Origin of the sequence: Bradyrhizobium cytisi, assembly GCF_008123515.1 — a bacterium.
In the GTDB taxonomy this organism is placed as follows: Bacteria; Pseudomonadota; Alphaproteobacteria; order Rhizobiales; family Xanthobacteraceae; genus Bradyrhizobium; species Bradyrhizobium cytisi.
Map to the genome: position 1 here is coordinate 190,489 of NZ_VSSR01000016.1, position 17,315 is coordinate 207,803.

The window sequence follows — 17,315 nt, forward strand, 5'->3', positions numbered from 1 at the left end:
TTAATTCTGTTCGAGCTCAATCGCGGCTCAAGGCGATCGAGTTTGACGTCCGGTCGTCTAGACGCGGATCTGATCGCCCGCTGGAAGCGAACGGATACGTTTGCCCGTCGCGGCGAAGATCGCGTTGCAGAGCGCCGGCAGAAAAGGCGGCACTCCCGGCTCGCCGACACCGCCCGCTGGCACGTCAGAACCGTTCGGAACGATGTGAACACGCACATTGATCGGTGCATTGTCGATGCGGGCCACCGGATAGTTATCAAAATTGCTCTGCTCGGCGCGGCCATTCTTGAACGAAATCTCGCCAATGAAATTGCTGAGTCCCATGACCGCCGCACCCTCAATCTGGGACCGAATCCGCTCGGGGTTGACAGCAAAGCCGCAGTCGATCGCGGTCTCCACGCGTGGGATGATCAGCTTTCCTTGGCTATCCACGCCAACCTCGACGACTGTCGCCACGTACGAGAGGAAGCTCCGGTGTGCTGCAATTCCGAGCCCGCTTCCCTTGGGAAGAGATCTTCCCCAGTTCGCACGCGAAGCCGCCAAGCTCACCACGTTCGCGAGACGCCCGGTATCGATTGGGTAGGTTGAATACGGATCGCCGTAATTCCAAAGCGGATCCGTCACCCCGAGTTTCTCAAGCTCAAGTTTTCGTGGAGGCCCGATCATTTCGAGCAGGAAGTCTTTGGGGTCCCTCCCCAGGGCCTGCGCGAGCTCCGCAATGAAGGATTGTACGGCAAAAGCATGAGGTATGTTGTTGACGGACCGAAACCAGCCAATTCGCGTCAGGGCCGCCGCTTCGCCGGTCTCGACGCGCACGTTAGGGACGTCCAGTGCGATATCTGCAAGCCCCAGCCCGAGTTCAATAGCTTGCTCGCGCTTTGGATCAGGCTTGAAATTCGCGAACAAGGTCGGCGCGACCGAACGATGCCGCCATGCGATCACTTTTCCCGATGAGTCGAGGCCGGCGTCCAGGCGCGAATAGGTGACCGTATGATAGAAACCATGATGGAGGTCGTCCTCTCGCGTCCAGGCTAGCTTGACAGGCGCGCCATCAAGTGCCTTCGAGAGCAGTACGGCTTCCTGCGCGAAGTCTGATTGACACTTTCGACCAAAGCCGCCGCCTAGAAGAGTGACGTTCACTTTCACCTTCTCGATCGGCAGCTCAAGCAGCTTCGCGAATGCTTCGCGCGCACCAAACGGATACTGCAATGGAGCCCAAACCTCGGCTGCGCCATCTCGAATGGTCGCTGTCGCAACCAGCGGCTCCATCGAGGCTTGAGCGAGGTGCGGCACGTAATACTCTGCGGAGATAACCTTCGACGCAGCCGCGGCCGCCTTATCGAAGTCACCCTGATTTCGCTCGACGCGGCCCGGCCTACTCGCCGCTTCAGCCATCTGCTGTCGATACGCGGCTGAGTCGTAGCCGCCATTTTCACCGTCTTCCCAGTCGAGCTTCAGGGCTTCTCGACCCTTTATGGCCGCCCAGGTGTTCGTGGCCACCACCGCAATGCCTCCAAGAGGCGAGAATGCGGCGGGCGGCGCCCAACTGACTTTGAGCTCCAATACCTTTTCGACGCCTGGAACTTTGAGGGCGTCGGTTGCGTCGAAGGATTTTATCCTCCCGCCGACAACGGGTGGACGGGCGATTACGGCGTATTTCATGCCGGGCAACCGGACATCGTATCCGTACTGCGCCTTCCCGACAGTGATGTCGAACAGGTCATAAATTGGGACGTTGCCGTGGCCGATATACCGGAAAGCATTGTCGGGCTTGAACTTCAAGCTCTCTACTGGCGGGGTCGGCAAGTCCATCGCGGCTTTGGCGAGTTCACCGTAAGCGAGCTTGCGGCTTGTCGGCCGATGTATCACCTCGTGATTGGTCGCTTGGACCTCTGATAACGGAACGCCCCACTGAGTCGCCGCCGCCTGCTCCAGCATCTGGCGCATGGCCGCTCCGACTTGTCTCATCGGCTGGAAGAAGTGACGCATGCTGCGAGAGCCGTCGGTATCTTGATTTCCATACCGCGGCTCATCCGCCAGCGCTTGGACGATGCGAACCTTCGACCAATCCGCTTCCAACTCGTCCGCCACCACCATCGGAAGTGACGTTCGAATCCCCGTGCCCATCTCGGAACGGTGGGCGGTAATTGAAACGATACCAGAGGGGTCGATCGACACGAAGACGTGCGGATCGTTCACGATGCCATGCGGCATCTGACCGCCGCCAGTCTCGTATGCGAAGCCTGGCTCCAGGCCAAAAATCTCGGCAGCTAGAGCAAATGCGGCCACCGCTGCCGTCGAGCGAAGGAATTGACGGCGGCTAACGTTTTCAAGCCTCACGCAGGGACCGGATGAGGTTCTCGGCGCACGCATCGTTAGACCCCCCTTGAGGCTGTGCGCACCGCGGACTGAATCCGTTGGTAGCAGCCGCAGCGGCAAATATTTCCGGACATCGCATCGCTGATTTGCTGATCGGAGGGGTTCTTGGTCTCCGCTAGGAGCGCCGCCGCCTGCATGATTTGCCCGGCCTGGCAATACCCGCATTGCGGGACGCGCTCATCGCGCCATGCACGCTGAACGGGATGATTGCCGTCGGCATCCAATCCTTCGATTGTGGTGACTGGTTTCGCAACGTCACCTACGGCAGTAATGCACGAGCGCACTGCATCGCCGCCAACATGCACCGTGCAGGCGCCGCACTGAGCAATTCCGCACCCATATTTCGTGCCCGTCAGTCCGATCACATCGCGAAGTACCCACAGCAGCGGCGTATCAGGTGCCACGTCAACAATGTAAGATCTCTTATTTATCGTAACCTCAATACTCATATCGGACGTCCTCCAGCTCACCAGCTTTCCGGTCTACGAGCCAAGCGATAGACGATCGGGGCAGCGATACGCCTGGGCAGACGCACAACACCACCCGAGCTCCAAGACACGCAGTCTCTTAGCTGTCGATAGAATTAATCGAGTTCAATAAGGAGCGTGGCTCACCGCTTGGGCATTGATTCACCCCGCACGCAATTCCGCGCCTGTCGTCCTCCTCCCATTTTTGTCTTCAGTTCTTCCGAAGATCAAAATTGTCAGCTGAGTGATACCGAAGCCGTTGCCTGCAATCCCGTTCCGCGTTGATCAAAATCCATCAACTACCGGAGGTAGGCATTTGAAGGGCTGACGATCAGACACATTCCGTGCGAGGCGAATGTCGGCACCGCAACCGTCGAGCGGTTTCTCAACAAGGTCGGTGAGGTGAGGAGCGAGCGTTTGGACAAGGCCACCAAGGCCGCAAAAAAACTAAAATACGGCGACCGGCGATTCAGGCCTCGCCGCGGGCATCATTCAGATCGAGATTTTTCAAGCCGTCCTGGAAGGAGACAAAAAGGCCTCAACAAGATCGCTGACACGCTCGGGCCCAACCGCCTCGCGCGCGACAGTCTGAGGAGATCGTCGAGCTTGTCAGGCCAATCTACGAGCGTGGTCGCCCGCTCGATGGCCGACCACATGCGATGTTACATTCACGCGGCCTATAGTTGGGGCATGAAGTCCGACCACGATCATCGGAACACATCCTGTGCCGCTTCAGCGTTCCTTACAATCCAGCCTCAGAAATTCCGACCGAACCCAAGGTCCAGGGCTCGCGCTGGCTCAACGAGGAAGAGTTCGAGCAACTCTATCGCTGGCTGGAATGCCCGATACGCCGGTTCATCCCTCTTAATCCTCGCGCTGTGCAGCTCATCATCCTTGGCCGGTCATTGCGTCGACGAGATCGTGCGCCTGCATGTCAATCAATGGGATGCGCCGGAGAGACTCATAGACTGGGGTTGATTCTGGTGGCTGCATTAGCTCAATCTCTCGAAGATGACGTTTATGTCAGTAATTGCAGCAAGACGGTACGCTCTGCTCTCCATCAGATTTATAATCCGAGCCGTGTTGCCATCGAGAAAATGCTCACTTGGCTCGCATTGGATCACAGCAGGTTTGATACGCTCGTGGTCAATGGCCTCGACGAGATCGTAATCTAGTCCTTCGCAATCGATCGACAAGAAATCGATTTTGTTTGCATAAGGGATCAATAGTTCGTTGATGCCGACAGCGCTCACCTCGATATGCTCTCGGACACCTCCTACGCCGTCGAAGTCTCCGAAGCTTTTGATATGTGCTTCATCCAAAGAAGACAACTCATGGGCGTTTCCGATGAAGAGGGTGGCAGACGCCTGCGGAGCAGGCAAAACAACGGACGGCACGAGAACGTCTCTCGGGCGCACTGTCCGGATCAGCGCTCCCAATTCAGGATTGGGTTCGACTAGAACACCTTGCGCGCCTCTTTGATACATAAGGTAGGTATTCGAGGTGGAGATGGGGTGATTGGCGCCGATCTCGACATAGAACACACTCTTCCAAGATCTTTGGCTTTTGCAGAGTTTTGCGGCCAAAATTCCTTCCAGAATAACGTCTTCTCCGGCTTGTGCGTAGCTAGCCGGGGCGAAGTGCTTGATCCGAGAGTTGGGAAGATTGAGCCTCTTGACTTCCCGGTTTATGCACTCGTTCTCAAACTCGGAAAACATGAACTTGGCCTCCAATGTAAGCTGTTAAAAATAGCTGTCGCATGGTGGTCATCCCGGGGGCAACTGACGATGCTGATAGTTGACGACTCTTGACGGAGCTGCCTGTGGTTCATGACAAAGCTCTTGCGTCTGAGCAGCCGCCCATAGAACCATGCCGAGGTCCCATCAACTCCAGTTACTTAATAAGCAGGTCGCTCGCCGGCTTCATAGGCAATCTAAAGCTGGGCCACAGCTCACGCCTGGCGGGTGTCACTGTCTGAGCCAACTGATCTCAAGCATGCTTCTAAGGGCAAACAGCTGTCGCAGTGTCACAGTGCTCGATCTCGATTCTGTTTTTTGAGGCCGGAGTAATTCTCCCCAGAAGCGCCGTTCGAAAATTCCCCAGTTGATCGTGCCGCCGGTCCCCTCAGGGCGCGCCCTGGGGACCGGCGGTGAATCGCCACCCAATCCTGCTCTACCAGGACGAGAGGGCGCGGAGCGGTGATCACGCTTCGGACGTTGATGATTCTCAACCTTCATGGACAGCGGCTGTTGTGCTCGGCGATTGCACGCGAATTGGGCCTCGAACGGAAGATGGTTCGCCGAACGATCGCCCGCGGCCTGGAGGCGAAGCGCACAAGCCTTTCGCCACTCATTGACGCGTTCGTCCCGCACTTGCAAGAGAGGGGCACCGCCTACCCCGGCATGACCGGGCAGCGGCTGTGGCGGGACCAGCGCGAGCGCAGTTACGCCGGCGGCTATACCGCCGTCACGAATTTGCTTCATGAACTGCGGCCAATACCATTGCCGGCATTCGAGATTCGCTGCGAGGCACCGGCATGCAGACGGTCCTGCGCTGTCACATGGCGGCCTTCGAGGCGATCGGCGGCGTTCCCAACGGCGCGCGCACGCCACCCAATGCGTGGTCAACGAAGCCTTTGCGGCGGAGAAGCCTCACCTAGGGGGGCCTTACCGATCGCCGCCGCGACGAGCCGATCATGATCGTGCGTACCGGTGGCAGTGTCGCGACCCGACCACTCCTCCCCGGCGGTCTCCCAGCGCATGGCGCATCAGACAGAGCGCCATGAGCTCCTAGAAATTGTCCCCTTAGTGCTCGACCGCATTCGCAAGACCCTGGTCGATCTAAAGATGCCCGGAGCACTGAAGTGCGCTAGCTCGCGCGTGGCCAAACCGCGCTCGAGGTGATCGTTAATTCCAGAAGACCTGACCGATCAGAAGCTCCAGATAGCCAAGCGAAAGCAACAGGTCTACAGCCCGCGTTCGGAACGTTCGGCGCGGCTGATCGAACGTTGGCCTTCTGCACTCCTAGAGTTGGGCGCCGATGCCACCCAACACGAGCTGGCGTCAGAACTGGCCCTCGCCAAGACGGTTACAGTGCGGCAGTGCGTCCGCAATCGCGCTTGAGGGTGAGGATTCCCGAGCATCTGCCCAGTGAGCGCTTGGTGATCGAGCGGCCGGCTACTGCGCGAGTGCTGCGGCGGCAATCGCCTGCGCAAGCGTGGCGAGGATGTGACGCGGTACCGCGCCAGTGGAAGAGGGTCGAGAGCGTGCGGGAAAAGTTCTCTTGCCGTGACTGCGAGAAGACTAGCCACCCACCGGCCAAGCGGTTTGAGCCGACTCTCCAACGCTATCAGCACGCCGAAATCCTCATGGGGCGGGACAGATGAGGTAGTGTGAGCTCGCCTTCGCCCGCAACAACTGAGACATTTAATTTGTGAGCGGCGGCGGCCAACACCGGCACCGAAACTGCACTCTCGCCTGCTAGGCGCACAGCGCACTCAATATCCTTTGCGGAATTCGCAATTGAGATTGCCAGAACATCGGGTTTCTCGCCCAACAAAAAGGCCACGAAGCCTTGAAATATTCCGCTGTTAGTGGAGCCGCGACTAACCAGAGAGCGGAGCGTTACGAGATCGACGTCAACGCCGCACGCAAATTGGCACACCTCCGCGGCTACCGCCGCGATCCCCATCGTCATGCTGTTGTAAACAAGCTTGAGCTTGTGACCTTGTCCGACATCGCCGACATGAAGAACGGTCTCACAAAATGCGGCAAGAATGCCTTCAGCCGCAGGAAACAGCTCTTCATTCGATCCAACGATCGCGTTGAGACGGCCTAACTCTGCTTGTTCGGGGCTCCGCGTTACTGGAGCATCTATAAAGCTTAGGCCGCGTTTTTGGGCTTGCTCAGCCAGCGCAACCGTCGAAGCAGGATAAGACGTCGAGCAGTCAATTATTAGACCTCCTCGCGGCATATGGTCGAACAGCCCGTCTTGCCCGAGGCAGACTGCCTCAACCTCGCGGCTGGAGGGCAAGGATAACAGAACGGCACTTACATGCCGCGCCAACTCAGCGATTGAAGGATGTTCATGGGCGCCCGCACCAGTCAAGCGATCCGCCCCGAAGCGATTCTTGTTGGCTTTGATATGCAACTCGATTTGCTGACGCATCAGGCTGATGCCCATACCGGTTCCCATGCGTCCAACGCCGATAAGGCCTATTCTCTGCCTCGCCGTTTTAGGAGCGACATTGTGTGATGTTTCCTCGCCAATCATGATTTATGCATTCCAAAAAAACCATGGCTTCGTAAGATTGGCAACAGCTCATGATGGTTGTTAATCGTGTAGTCGGGATGCGCCGCCCGCAAGCGCGACTCCGAAACAAATCCTCCGGTAATAGATATACTTATGAGTCCGAGATTCCGTGCAATATCCGTTTCGACCGGCATATCGCCGATAATGAAGGTTGACGCCGGCTTGAAGTTGTTCTTCTGCATGTATAGACGAAGCCGCTCTCCTTTGCTCACCGATTTGTATTGAGTGGTGCGGCTTTCAAAGGCGAGCACATCGTCGATGTAGTCATTGATTCCAAGTCGTCTCAATTGGGAGCGCAGAGGGTCGACTATGTGGTTACTCACGATGACCGACGATGCCCCTTCTTGACGCGCCAACTCCAACACTCTGCGCGCGCCCTCGCGCAAATCGGCTTTATCCGCAAGAGGTTCGTAGGCGTCGTGAAAGATTGCACTCCCATCGCGATCCACCGTCGCAACCTCGTCTTGCGACAGTCCGAGACTGCGATAAAGAAGAGATAGCGGAACGTCGCAGTGTTCTCGAAACGTCTTCATGTCGATCGCTGCGCGACCAAAGCGATCTAGTATGGCATTGGTCGTTTCGAGCAGTGCGTAGGCATCGTCGAGCAGCGTTCCATTCCAATCAAAGACGAGAACAGGTTTCATGATCTGACCTCAAGCAGGGATTGATTCCGAATAGGGAAGATCGGCCACTAATTCGCGCAAGTTCCTATTCGCACGCTTCTGCCCCGCAGGGGTTGGCATCTCGAATGTAAACGGCGACAAATCGACGCCGTCTTGACTGCCGGGCAACAACGACACTAGAAGTGGAAACGGCAGATATGTTATCGTGGCTGCGCTGATAGACGCGGCAGTATTACTTTCGATGATTTTGAGAACTTGCGGCTCCATCTTGTGAAAGCGAAGGCTTTGCGTGCGCTGTTCGGGCGGCAATCGTTTCCATATCTGCCAGAATGCCAACTCTTCTAGTGTGTCGATACCCATGCCGTAGTAGTTCGGCGCCACTATAGGGGGCGAACCGATCGCCCAATGTACGGCTTTGGCCCCAGCGGCAAGCAGCATATTCGTGACAGCCTGACTGGTATCGCCACGAATGAGCGCCTCGTCAACAATTACGATCGTGGTTTTAGCAAGGCTGGTTTCCGACACCCGGTATTTTTGAGCAATGCGAGACTTTCGCTCGCCGGGTGTACCGATGAGAGTTCGGTGAAGAAATTGCGTTGCGACTACTTCCCGACGCAGGGCGAACAGGCCGTGTTCGGCGAGAGATGCAAACAGACCATCAGCGTACGGTCCTCCAGTATGCGGCATCGCGGAAACGATTGTGAACGCGGAGACTGGCTCTCCTTGCAATCGCTGCGCAACAAGGCCACCAAGGGCGACACCGATGTTGTAACGGGTTTCGAAGTGTGATTGTCCTTCGACCGATGTTTTCGGATTTCCTAGGTAAAGAGATTCGTAGGCGCAGAGTTTGGCTTTGTATCGCTTGTTGCTCACGGAACGATCAACACAGTACCCGGTTTTCCCGTCTACATACTTGATGTGGCCTGGTAAGATTTGCTGTGTCTTACCCTCTAGACCGGCAAAGGCACAATTTTCCGAAGCAAAGAGCAAGAACCCATCATCTGTTTGCATAGTTTCCAAGGGTCGCAAACCAGATCGATTACGGTATGCAACTAGATTTCCTTGTCCGTCCAGGAAAAGCGCGCTAATAGCGCCATCGATTCGGTCATCGATGTCGCGAAAGACGTTTTCATAACTGACGGGCAGACCGTGTCGCCAGTAGTCTCTTTCACAAGAGGCTTCAATCCATCTGAGCAAGAGCTCAGCATCTGTGCTGCCGCCCAGCCTATGGCCCTGAGCAAGCAATTCTCCCCTGAGTTCACGGGAATTGACCACAGCTCCATCCAGAGAAATCGCGAAATTGCGGCTGTCGCCGGCACTATAGCGAATTGGCTTAACGTCGCCGGTGCCGCCGCATCGGCTATGAATTTGGGCGATTGCAACATGGGGCCTAAACTTCAGATCTTGTTCAACGTGTTTAATGCGCACTGAACCGCATGAAAAGTGGACCGCTTTCGCATATCGAACACCCTCCGTGTACGTGAAAGCTGCAACGCTGACTCCCGCCTGCCCACGAAGCGCAAGTTTCGGAAGCATGTACTCGAGCTGATCATAAACGGTCGCGCGTGACTCTCTTGAAGAGCATAGAAACGCTGCAGCAACACCGGACACGCTCTTAGCTCCCTTTGCTAAATTACCGACGTCCCGGGTCCATCGCAGGCGAATGTATTCAAAACCGAAGAAGCGAAGACGTAGTTTCGCCTTTCGTTAAGCAAGCGCCGTACCAGCCTTAGATCACTCGGCTCGCGCTCCAAGCGACTGAATTCGAAAAATTTTGACAGTTGGTTTGTGAACGAGGATTTCGCGTAGTTCGATCCCCGACAGGTTGTCGGAAATCTGACGCGTCAGTGACGAAAGAGAGCCAACGTTGAATGCTGGTTCTCTTGTCTTGTGGTCGCCATTGATCCAGCCGACGTCGTGACCGCGATCGTAAGCAGCGCTGCGATGTTTGGGGTCTCCGCGCCGCGCGCCATCGGTCATGCCCGGTCTCGCTGTTCCTGCCCGACGCCGGGCGTCTCCTCTTTCCGTTCGGCGCAAAGCGCGCGACCTCGAACCAGGCATACAAGGAGTATTGCATGCCATCAAAATGGAGAACGTCGCTTGCTTGTCAGATTTTCGGGGCGGATGGCGAGGGGTCGGTTGAGTTCGCTGGTGATCTGAGCCTTGTTCAGCAGAAATGCAGGGGCGGTGATCAATTCATCGGTATAGCGCGACCTTCAGTCAAAGAACGCAGGCTTGTGCGCATCCGCTGAGAACGAAAATGCCGCTTCGATGTCGCTTTCCAGTACCCTAGTATTCACTTTTCTTGGATCGTGAGTCATGATTCAAGATCTGGATTGATACCCGAAGCAAGAGAAGTCCATCTTTCGAGGAAAGTTCGCAAGGTGCTTGAGGCGTGTTGTCGCTCACCGGTGACGTTGCAGCGTGATTTGAAGCGAGCGCTGGCGGCTGACGGGCGCAGCACCCGGTCGATCGCCAAGGAAGTTGGGGTCCAGCCGCGGATTGTGAGCCTTTGGCGGCATCGCTATGCCGACCATGGCCTTGAAGGCTGCAAGACCAGCTGCGGCATTGGCTCGATACGGTCGCTAATCCGCGCGTGCACGCCAGAATGCATGGTCAACGAAGCCTTGGCGACGGAGAAGCCACACCTAGCCTAGTGGTTCATCACAGTAATTTTGACTCTTTGGCGATGGTTGGATATGCGCGGCCTAGTTTGGCGCGGGCTTCGTCGGTTGTGAACATCCATTTGATGCGGTCTCGTGCTTTGTTTCGCTGCCGTTGCTATGCTGCGATCTCTTTTCGGAGCCGTTTGGGGTCGTCGATGCGGCGGCCGAGACACAGGCGGCAGCACGCTGATCTCGCGCTCGACCATGTTGAGCCAACTGGCGTGTTTCGGTGTGTAGTGGAATTCGAGGCGACGCAGGATGCGACGGGCCTGGGCGGGCGCAAATGCTTGATACAGCGCGCCGGCGGAGTGGATCGACAGATTGTCCTGCACGACACGGATACAGGCGGCATCGGGATAATGGACGTCGACGAGTTCACGCATACAGTGGGCGTAGTCCACGGCGGCGCGGCGGCCTGTTATCTTGACGTTGCGCCAGCCGCGATGCGGATCGAAGGTAACGAAGAGATTGACGGTGCCGTTGCGGCGGTATTCATATTCGTAGCGCTCGCGCTGTCCGGGCCTGGCCGGGATCGGCTGACGCACCTCGCCGATGAGCTGGACGGGGGTCTCGTCGAAGCAGACCAGCGGCCGCTCGGAATCCGATGCCTCGGAATAGAGATCGAGCACGTCCTCCATGCGGGCGACGTATTCGCCGTCGACATGGGGAATGCACCACATGTCGCTGCGCCATGGCTTGAGGTCGTTCTCGGCCAGCCAGCGACGCACGGTCTCGCCCGACAGGCTATCGTGATCGGTGAGCTTGACCATCGTTTCGGCCAGCAGCGTCCAGCGTTTGCGGGCGGCTTGGCGCATGTGGTCGCGACCAGCAGGGCCTCTTCCTTGCTCGTCAGCTTGCGTTCCGCGCCCGGATGCGGCTCCTCGCTCAAGGCCCGCTCTAGATTGCCTTCCACGAAGCGGCGCTTGGTCCGGCCGACGGTGGAGAGGCTGACACTCACGGTCCGGGCAATCTCCTCGTCGCGGCGGCCCCTATCGGCCGCCAGCAAAATCTGCGCCCGCTTGAGCTTGCCGGCGGCGTTGTTTGCCGCCGCCGAGCATCGCCGTCAGTTCATCGCGCTCAGCTTGGCTCAATTCGACCCGATAACGTACATTCATGCTTTGCCTCCTTGTCGGAGGCCCGGACGAATCCAACGATGAGTCAAAAATCAGGCGCGCGTTTCACCGAGAAGCAGGGGCACTACCTCGCTTTCATCCATACCTATTCGTACATGCTCGGACAGCCGCCCGCCGAAGCCGACATCCAGCGCCATTTCCGCGTCAGCCCGCCGACTGTCCACCAGATGATCGTTACCCTCGAACGGAACGGCTTCATCCGACGTCAACCCGGCGTCCCCAGAAGCATCGAGATTCTCTTGCCACCGGAAAACTTGCCCATCCTCGAATGGCTCGGTATCAAAACGTCAAAATCACTGTGATGAACCACTAGGCGAAGAAGGCAGCCGGCTGGTAAATCGGCCACCGCCCGATGCTGAACTAGGCGGGTCCAAGCTGCGGCTGGAAGGCAAGCCGCCAAGGGCACGTACCGCTGCTCGGGATTGCGCGCGCAAACCGGATTGGTCTGGGAAGCGGCCTCACGGCTTTAGCGAGATCGAGCGTGGCCGGCGGATAATTCGATATGTACATACGCAGATGCGATGACGTGTTCTGCTCTGGGGAGAACGGAAGATAAGTGCATTCGGCAAATGCGGTGCGCACTTTGGTGGAGATGTCTCGCGGACCGGGCGTGACGCGGGTGGCAAAGGCCTCGCTATCACCCGGAGTTCGGCCAGCCATCCTCGCTGCCGGGAAAACTATCTCGAGTCAAAGCTCACCGAACGGGGCAGCCGAACAGCGAATTGACCGACTTCGGTTGGCCTCCGCCGACGCCCTCGCTAAGCGAGCGGAGCGATCCTGCTTACTGCGGAGCGCATGCATGCATCGGCGCGACAAGACGGAAGCGAACCGCACCGTGCAACGGCCCTGGTTGGCGGCTGACGCACGGTGAGATCATCAACAGTGCCGACGCAAAGCAGACATTCGCGTAGTCGCTAGCTTTCGCTCGCGGGCAATAAGCTCGCCAAGGCCTTTGCTTCCGATTTAAGAGCATCGAGCGCGGCCTTCCGCGCGTCAGCATCGAAACGAGTCCTGATAGCTGAAACCGAAAGCGCCCCGCGCATCTTGCCGTGCACGTCCATCAAGGGCACGGCCGCAGCAGCAACCTCCGGATCCCGCTCGCCGATTGAAACATAGAACCCTCTGTCCCGGATCTTCTTGCCTTCCGCGCTTATCGGCTCGCCGTATGCAGTGAGAACTCGCCCGGCGGCGCCGCGGTCAATCGGCAATCGCTGGCCCTCTTCGAGGTGATGTCGAACTGAACGCGGAGAATTGACGCGGTAAAGGCAGATGCGTTCGTCGCCATCCGCAACATAAAAGGACGCAGTCTCCCCCGTTGCTTCAACCAGGCGACGAAGCGAAGGCCGAATGACTTCGCTAAGGTCAACGCCGCGTTGATAAAGCGCACCAAGGCGCGATAGCTCCGGTCCCGGCCGAAATAGTCTGTCAGCGCCCCGAACCAGGAAGCCGCCAGCCTCCAACGAAGAGGCCAGTCGCAACACCGTACTCTTGTAAAGGTCGGTCGCTTGCGAAATTTCAGTCAGCGTCATCGCGGCGCGTTCCGCGCTGAAGGCTTTCAGGATTGCGAGCGCCCTGCCGACCGCGTCTACCCCTGTCTTGCTCATGCCAGCTCCAGTTCTGCTACGTAGAACTATTGTACGAAATCCGCCCCAAAATCTACCATTGCTGCACAATCCGGTTCTGTTGGCCGGAATGATGTTGACTCATTCCGCGCGCCCGGCTATCGGTGGTTGAATAATAGAACAAGTTCTATGGAGCGAAACTATGGAAGGGCAGCCGGCGCTCGCCGTCGATTTGCACGACGTACTGATCCGCTTCGGCGACTTCACCGCCGTCAAAAGCATGAATCTCCAGGTGGGCGACACGGAATTCGTTGCGGTCGTTGGGCCGACCGGCTGTGGCAAGTCCACCATCCTGAACACTGTCACGGGGCTCTTGAAGCCCGCGTCGGGTGACGTCCGCATCTTCGGGAGGCCGCTCACCGGATTGAACGACCAGTCCGGCTACATGCTCCAGCAGGAAGGGCTGCTCCCGTGGAAGACCGCGCAGGACAATGTCGGCCTTGGCCTCGTGTTCCAGGGCAAGTCGGTCGAACAGGCGCGCGCACAGGCTCGGCCGTGGCTCGCCAAAGTTGGGCTGAAAGGATTTGAAGAGCGATATCCGCATCAGTTGTCTGGCGGGCAGCGCAAGCGCGTCGCGATGGCGCAGACCTTGATCATGGAGCCGAGGATCGTCCTGATGGACGAGCCCTTCTCGGCGCTTGACGTTCACACCCGCCGGTTGATGCACCGCATCCTGCTCGACCTCTGGCAGGCGGAGCGCCGCTCCCTGATCTTCATCACCCACGATCTCGATGAGGCGATCACCCTGGCTGACCGGGTGGTCGTCATGTCGGCGGGCCCTGCGAGCCGGATGGTCGGCGAAGTCAAGATCACCCTGCCACGTCCGCGGGATGTATCAGCGCTGCAGACCACGGACGAGTTCGTCGCCCTCTATCGCGAAATCTGGTCACTGCTCGGCAGTGAGGTGGAGAAAAGCTATGCCACGCAGAACTAAGGTCGTTGTCGCGCAGGTCGCCATCGTCCTTGCGCTTCTCCTGACCTGGGAACTCGGCGTACGTTCGGGCGTCATCGATTCGTTCTTCTTTCCGGCGCCGTCGACCCTCGTCGGCCGAATAAAAGAGTGGATGTCGACCGCCGATTTCTGGACCGATGTCGGCACCACGCTGGTCGAGACGATCCTGTCCTTCATCGTCGGGATTGCGATCGGCACAGCGCTCGGAATCTGGCTCGGCCTGAATCCGTTCACCGCTGACGTTGTTCAGCCATTCATCAAGATTTTCAACGCGATCCCACGGATCCTGCTGGGACCGATCTTTGTCATCTGGTTCGGGTTAGGGCTGACGTCCAAGGTCGCGCTCGGCGTGACTCTGGTGCTGTTTGTTGCATTCTTCAACACCTTCCAGGGGGTGCGCGAGGTCAATCCGGTCGTCCTGGCAAACGCGCGGCTATTGCGCGCTTCAAAATCCTCGTTGTTGCGCCACGTCTATCTGCCATCCGCCACCACCTGGATTCTATCGAGCCTGCGGGTCTCCGTCGGCATGGCAGTTATGGGCGCCGTCGTGGCCGAATATCTCGGCTCATCCGCCGGATTGGGGCACCTGATCGCGCAAGCCGAGGGTGTGCTCGATGCGACCGGCGTGTTCGCTGGAATCATCGTGTTGTCCGCTTTCGTTGTTGCTCTCGACGCCGTCGTCGACCGCGCAGAAAAGCGGCTCCTCGTCTGGCGGCCGCCGGCCGCTCACGAGACCTGACCTTTATGCTTCGTCAATCATGGAGATGCACATGCGCGCGTTGATGCGACTGATCGTGGGTGTGGCCGCGACCGGCCTCTGGCTCAGTTCGGCCAATGCCTCCGAACCGGAGAAGGCGACACTGAAGATCGCCGTCGGTTCTCAAATCCTGAACTACATGCCTCTCGAACTTGGGGTAAAGCTCGGCACCTTCAGGGAGGAAGGTCTCGATGTCACAGTTGAGAATTTCCAGGCCGGCGGCTCCAAGGCGCTGCAGGCCCTGATCGGCGGCTCGGTCGACGGTACCGTTGGCTTCTATGATCACACGATTCAGATGCAGGCGCAGGGCAAGGATATCTCCTGTGTCTTCCTGCTCAATGACATACCCGGGGTTCTTCTCGGGGTGCGTAGCGATCTCGCTGACAAGGTGAAAACCGGCGCTGACCTCAAGGGGCTTAAGCTCGGCATCACGGCTCCCGGTTCGTCGACGGACACGATGGCACGGTACTACATCAAGAAAGCACGGTTAGGACCGCGCGACATCAACATCATCGCGGTTGGAAGCGGCGCGCCGGGCATGGTGGCGCTCGAGGCCAAGAACATCGACGCGCTGGTCTATTTCGACCCGATTGCCACGCTGCTCTCGAGGAAGAATATAGCCAAGCCGCTGTTCGACGCGCGTACGGTCGAAGGCTCCAAGACCGCCTTCGGTGGGATCTATCCGACCGCCTGCCTCTACCTGCAGCAATCATTTATCGACAAAAATCCCGAGACCGTGCAGCGGCTGGTCAACGCCTTGCTGAAGACCCACCGCTGGATCAACTCGGTGGCGACCGAGCAACTCGTCGATGCGATCCCTGCCGGATACAAGACCGATAATCGCGAGGTGAACATCGAGATCTTGAAGGCGTCAAAAGCGTTGTTTTCCCAAACTGGCCTCATGGACGCCGAGGCAGCCAAGATTCCGCTCGCTGTGCTGAGCGATTTCGATCCCAAGATCGCCGCGGCAAACATCGACCTCAGCAAGACCTTTACCAATCGCTTCACTGAGCGCGCGGCGCAACAGCTGAAATAACGACCGCAACGTCGGACGAAAACACCTCAACGGAAGGCTTTGTCAGATGTCCCTGCCGCTCACAGGCATCCGCGTCCTCGACCTGTCGAACGTATTGGCAGGCCCGTTCTGCGGCTATCATCTCGCGCGCCTCGGCGCGGAGGTCATCAAGGTTGAAAACCCGAATGGCGGCGATCTCGCGCGCCGCCTCGGCGGCGATCCACAAAGGGCGGAGCGTCTGCAGGGCCTCTCCTTCGTCGCGGTCAACGCCGGCAAGCAGTCGGTCGCGCTCGACCTGAAATCGCAAGCGGGCAAAGATGCGTTTCTTCGGCTCGCTTCCGAAGCAGACGTCGTTCTCGAAAACTTCCGGCCCAAGGTCATGGAGAGGCTTGGTCTCGGCTTCGACATCTTGAGCAAGTGCAACCAACGGCTCGTCTATTGTGCGATCTCCGGTTTTGGGCAAAACGGCCCCTGGTCCGCCCGACCGGCCTACGATCAGATCGTCCAGGGCCTTTCGGGCGCCATGAGTGTGACGGGTGACGCAGCCTCGGCCCCGCTGCGGACCGGCTTTCCGATTTCTGACACCATCTCCGGGCTGACGGCCGCATTTGCCATCGCCGCAGCGCTTGTCGAGCAGCGACACACGGGCCGTGGCCGTTTCATCGACGTGTCGCTGCTTGAGGCGACCATCGCGGCGATGGGATGGGTCGTCTCCAATCACCTGAACGCCGGAGTGGAGCCGCAGCCGATGGGAAATGAGAACTTCACCGCCGCTCCCTCCGGCACCTTCCGCACAGCAACGGGCCCGCTGAACATAGCTGCCAACGAGCAGAAGCAGTACCGGACCTTTTGCGACCTGATCGGGCGGTCGGATCTGAAGACGGATCCGCGTTTCGCAAAACGCGAGGCGCGCAAGCTGAACCGCACGTCGTTGAATGAGGAATTGAACGCGGCCTTAAGTTCCAGGCCTGCCGAGGAATGGGAGGGTCTGCTGAATGCATCTGGCGTTCCGGCAGGCTGTGTGCTGACCGTTCCGCAAATATTGCAGCAGCCGCAACTGTTGGGCCGCAACTTCGTGGAGACGCTGCCGACTGAGCAGGCTGGCGACTCACCCTTGCGGATCACGCGCCCAGGTTTTCGGCTGGACGAGGAATTTCCGGTCCCTTCGCCGCCGCCAAGCCTCGGTGCCGACACTGAACGATGGCTGGCGCGGCTCGGCTACGCTGACCGGGAGATTGAGCAAATGGTCTCCAGTGGCGCCGCCGGAACGCCACGCCAGGGCGAGGTGCACTTTCCGCTGGTCCGTGCGGCGACGGACGGGGCGGCCTGAGCAGATCAACGAATTGGGCGCACTCGGTAAAGACCGCGCAAGCCGGTCGGATCGGAAAGC

Annotated in this window: 13 protein-coding genes and 4 pseudogenes; 8 read left to right on the forward strand and 9 right to left on the reverse strand. The window is 58.4% G+C overall.

Going from position 1 to position 17,315, the window contains the following annotated elements; genetic code table 11:
- Positions 1-57: 57 nt before the first annotated feature.
- The gene (locus FXB38_RS10005) at positions 58-2,373 is read right to left on the reverse strand and encodes a xanthine dehydrogenase family protein molybdopterin-binding subunit (protein WP_148750695.1); all 2,316 of its coding nucleotides are present in this window, start codon (positions 2,371-2,373) and stop codon (positions 58-60) included.
- A 2-nt stretch (positions 2,374-2,375) separates the two neighbouring features.
- On the reverse strand, positions 2,376-2,828 hold the full coding sequence (locus tag FXB38_RS10010) for a (2Fe-2S)-binding protein (protein WP_148750696.1): 453 nt from the start codon (positions 2,826-2,828) through the stop codon (positions 2,376-2,378).
- A 527-nt stretch (positions 2,829-3,355) separates the two neighbouring features.
- Here FXB38_RS10010 and FXB38_RS43735 point away from each other — a divergent pair.
- A pseudogene (locus FXB38_RS43735) lies at positions 3,356-3,818 on the forward strand (site-specific integrase); the annotation flags it as partial.
- A gap of 20 nt (positions 3,819-3,838) precedes the next feature.
- Here the strand turns inward: FXB38_RS43735 and FXB38_RS10025 are convergent.
- Complete coding sequence (locus FXB38_RS10025; protein WP_148750697.1) at positions 3,839-4,564, reverse strand: FkbM family methyltransferase; 726 nt, start codon at positions 4,562-4,564, stop codon at positions 3,839-3,841.
- A gap of 1,203 nt (positions 4,565-5,767) precedes the next feature.
- Between FXB38_RS10025 and FXB38_RS43740 the strand changes: the two are divergent.
- Positions 5,768-6,165: pseudogene (locus FXB38_RS43740) on the forward strand (IS66 family transposase); the annotation flags it as partial.
- A 29-nt stretch (positions 6,166-6,194) separates the two neighbouring features.
- Here the strand turns inward: FXB38_RS43740 and FXB38_RS10030 are convergent.
- The 4 genes from FXB38_RS10030 to FXB38_RS10045 all read right to left on the reverse strand — a co-directional run bounded on the left by FXB38_RS10030 (position 6,195) and on the right by FXB38_RS10045 (position 9,760).
- Positions 6,195-7,118: an NAD(P)-dependent oxidoreductase gene (locus tag FXB38_RS10030; protein ID WP_148750698.1), complete on the reverse strand. Its 924-nt coding sequence runs from the start codon at positions 7,116-7,118 to the stop codon at positions 6,195-6,197.
- Complete coding sequence (locus FXB38_RS10035; RefSeq protein WP_148750699.1) at positions 7,115-7,801, reverse strand: HAD family hydrolase; 687 nt, start codon at positions 7,799-7,801, stop codon at positions 7,115-7,117. Before FXB38_RS10035 ends, FXB38_RS10030 begins: the two co-directional genes overlap by 4 nt.
- A gap of 9 nt (positions 7,802-7,810) precedes the next feature.
- Complete coding sequence (locus FXB38_RS10040) at positions 7,811-9,391, reverse strand: amidophosphoribosyltransferase (RefSeq protein WP_246229797.1); 1,581 nt, start codon at positions 9,389-9,391, stop codon at positions 7,811-7,813.
- A gap of 123 nt (positions 9,392-9,514) precedes the next feature.
- Positions 9,515-9,760, reverse strand: coding sequence for a hypothetical protein (locus tag FXB38_RS10045; protein WP_148750700.1), 246 nt, complete (start codon positions 9,758-9,760; stop codon positions 9,515-9,517).
- A 356-nt stretch (positions 9,761-10,116) separates the two neighbouring features.
- Between FXB38_RS10045 and FXB38_RS10050 the strand changes: the two are divergent.
- Positions 10,117-10,329, forward strand: a pseudogene (locus FXB38_RS10050) (helix-turn-helix domain-containing protein); the annotation flags it as partial.
- A 115-nt stretch (positions 10,330-10,444) separates the two neighbouring features.
- Here FXB38_RS10050 and FXB38_RS10055 read toward each other — a convergent pair.
- Positions 10,445-11,561, reverse strand: a pseudogene (locus FXB38_RS10055) (IS630 family transposase).
- 38 nt (positions 11,562-11,599) lie between these two features.
- On the opposite strand from FXB38_RS10055, the gene FXB38_RS10060 reads away from it, so the two are divergent.
- The gene (locus tag FXB38_RS10060) at positions 11,600-11,881 is read left to right on the forward strand and encodes a LexA family protein (protein ID WP_148750701.1); all 282 of its coding nucleotides are present in this window, start codon (positions 11,600-11,602) and stop codon (positions 11,879-11,881) included.
- Between the two features lie 612 nt (positions 11,882-12,493).
- Here FXB38_RS10060 and FXB38_RS10065 read toward each other — a convergent pair.
- Complete coding sequence (locus tag FXB38_RS10065; RefSeq protein ID WP_148750702.1) at positions 12,494-13,183, reverse strand: IclR family transcriptional regulator; 690 nt, start codon at positions 13,181-13,183, stop codon at positions 12,494-12,496.
- Positions 13,184-13,343: 160 nt separating this feature from the next.
- On the opposite strand from FXB38_RS10065, the gene FXB38_RS10070 reads away from it, so the two are divergent.
- Genes FXB38_RS10070 through FXB38_RS10085 form a run of 4 tightly spaced genes read left to right on the forward strand, consistent with a single transcriptional unit; the run spans position 13,344 to position 17,255 of the window.
- Entirely contained in the window at positions 13,344-14,135 is a 792-nt protein-coding gene (locus FXB38_RS10070) for an ABC transporter ATP-binding protein (RefSeq protein ID WP_148750703.1), read from the forward strand.
- Positions 14,119-14,892 (forward strand): ABC transporter permease, encoded by a 774-nt coding sequence (locus FXB38_RS10075; RefSeq protein ID WP_148750704.1) that lies wholly within the window; start codon positions 14,119-14,121, stop codon positions 14,890-14,892. The genes FXB38_RS10070 and FXB38_RS10075 overlap by 17 nt, the downstream gene beginning before the upstream one ends.
- A gap of 31 nt (positions 14,893-14,923) precedes the next feature.
- Positions 14,924-15,946 carry an ABC transporter substrate-binding protein gene (locus FXB38_RS10080; protein WP_148750705.1) on the forward strand — a complete coding sequence of 341 codons (1,023 nt, stop codon included), beginning with the start codon at positions 14,924-14,926 and terminating at the stop codon, positions 15,944-15,946.
- Positions 15,947-15,992: 46 nt separating this feature from the next.
- Positions 15,993-17,255: a CaiB/BaiF CoA transferase family protein gene (locus tag FXB38_RS10085; RefSeq protein WP_148750706.1), complete on the forward strand. Its 1,263-nt coding sequence runs from the start codon at positions 15,993-15,995 to the stop codon at positions 17,253-17,255.
- The last annotated feature ends 60 nt before the right edge of the window (positions 17,256-17,315 follow it).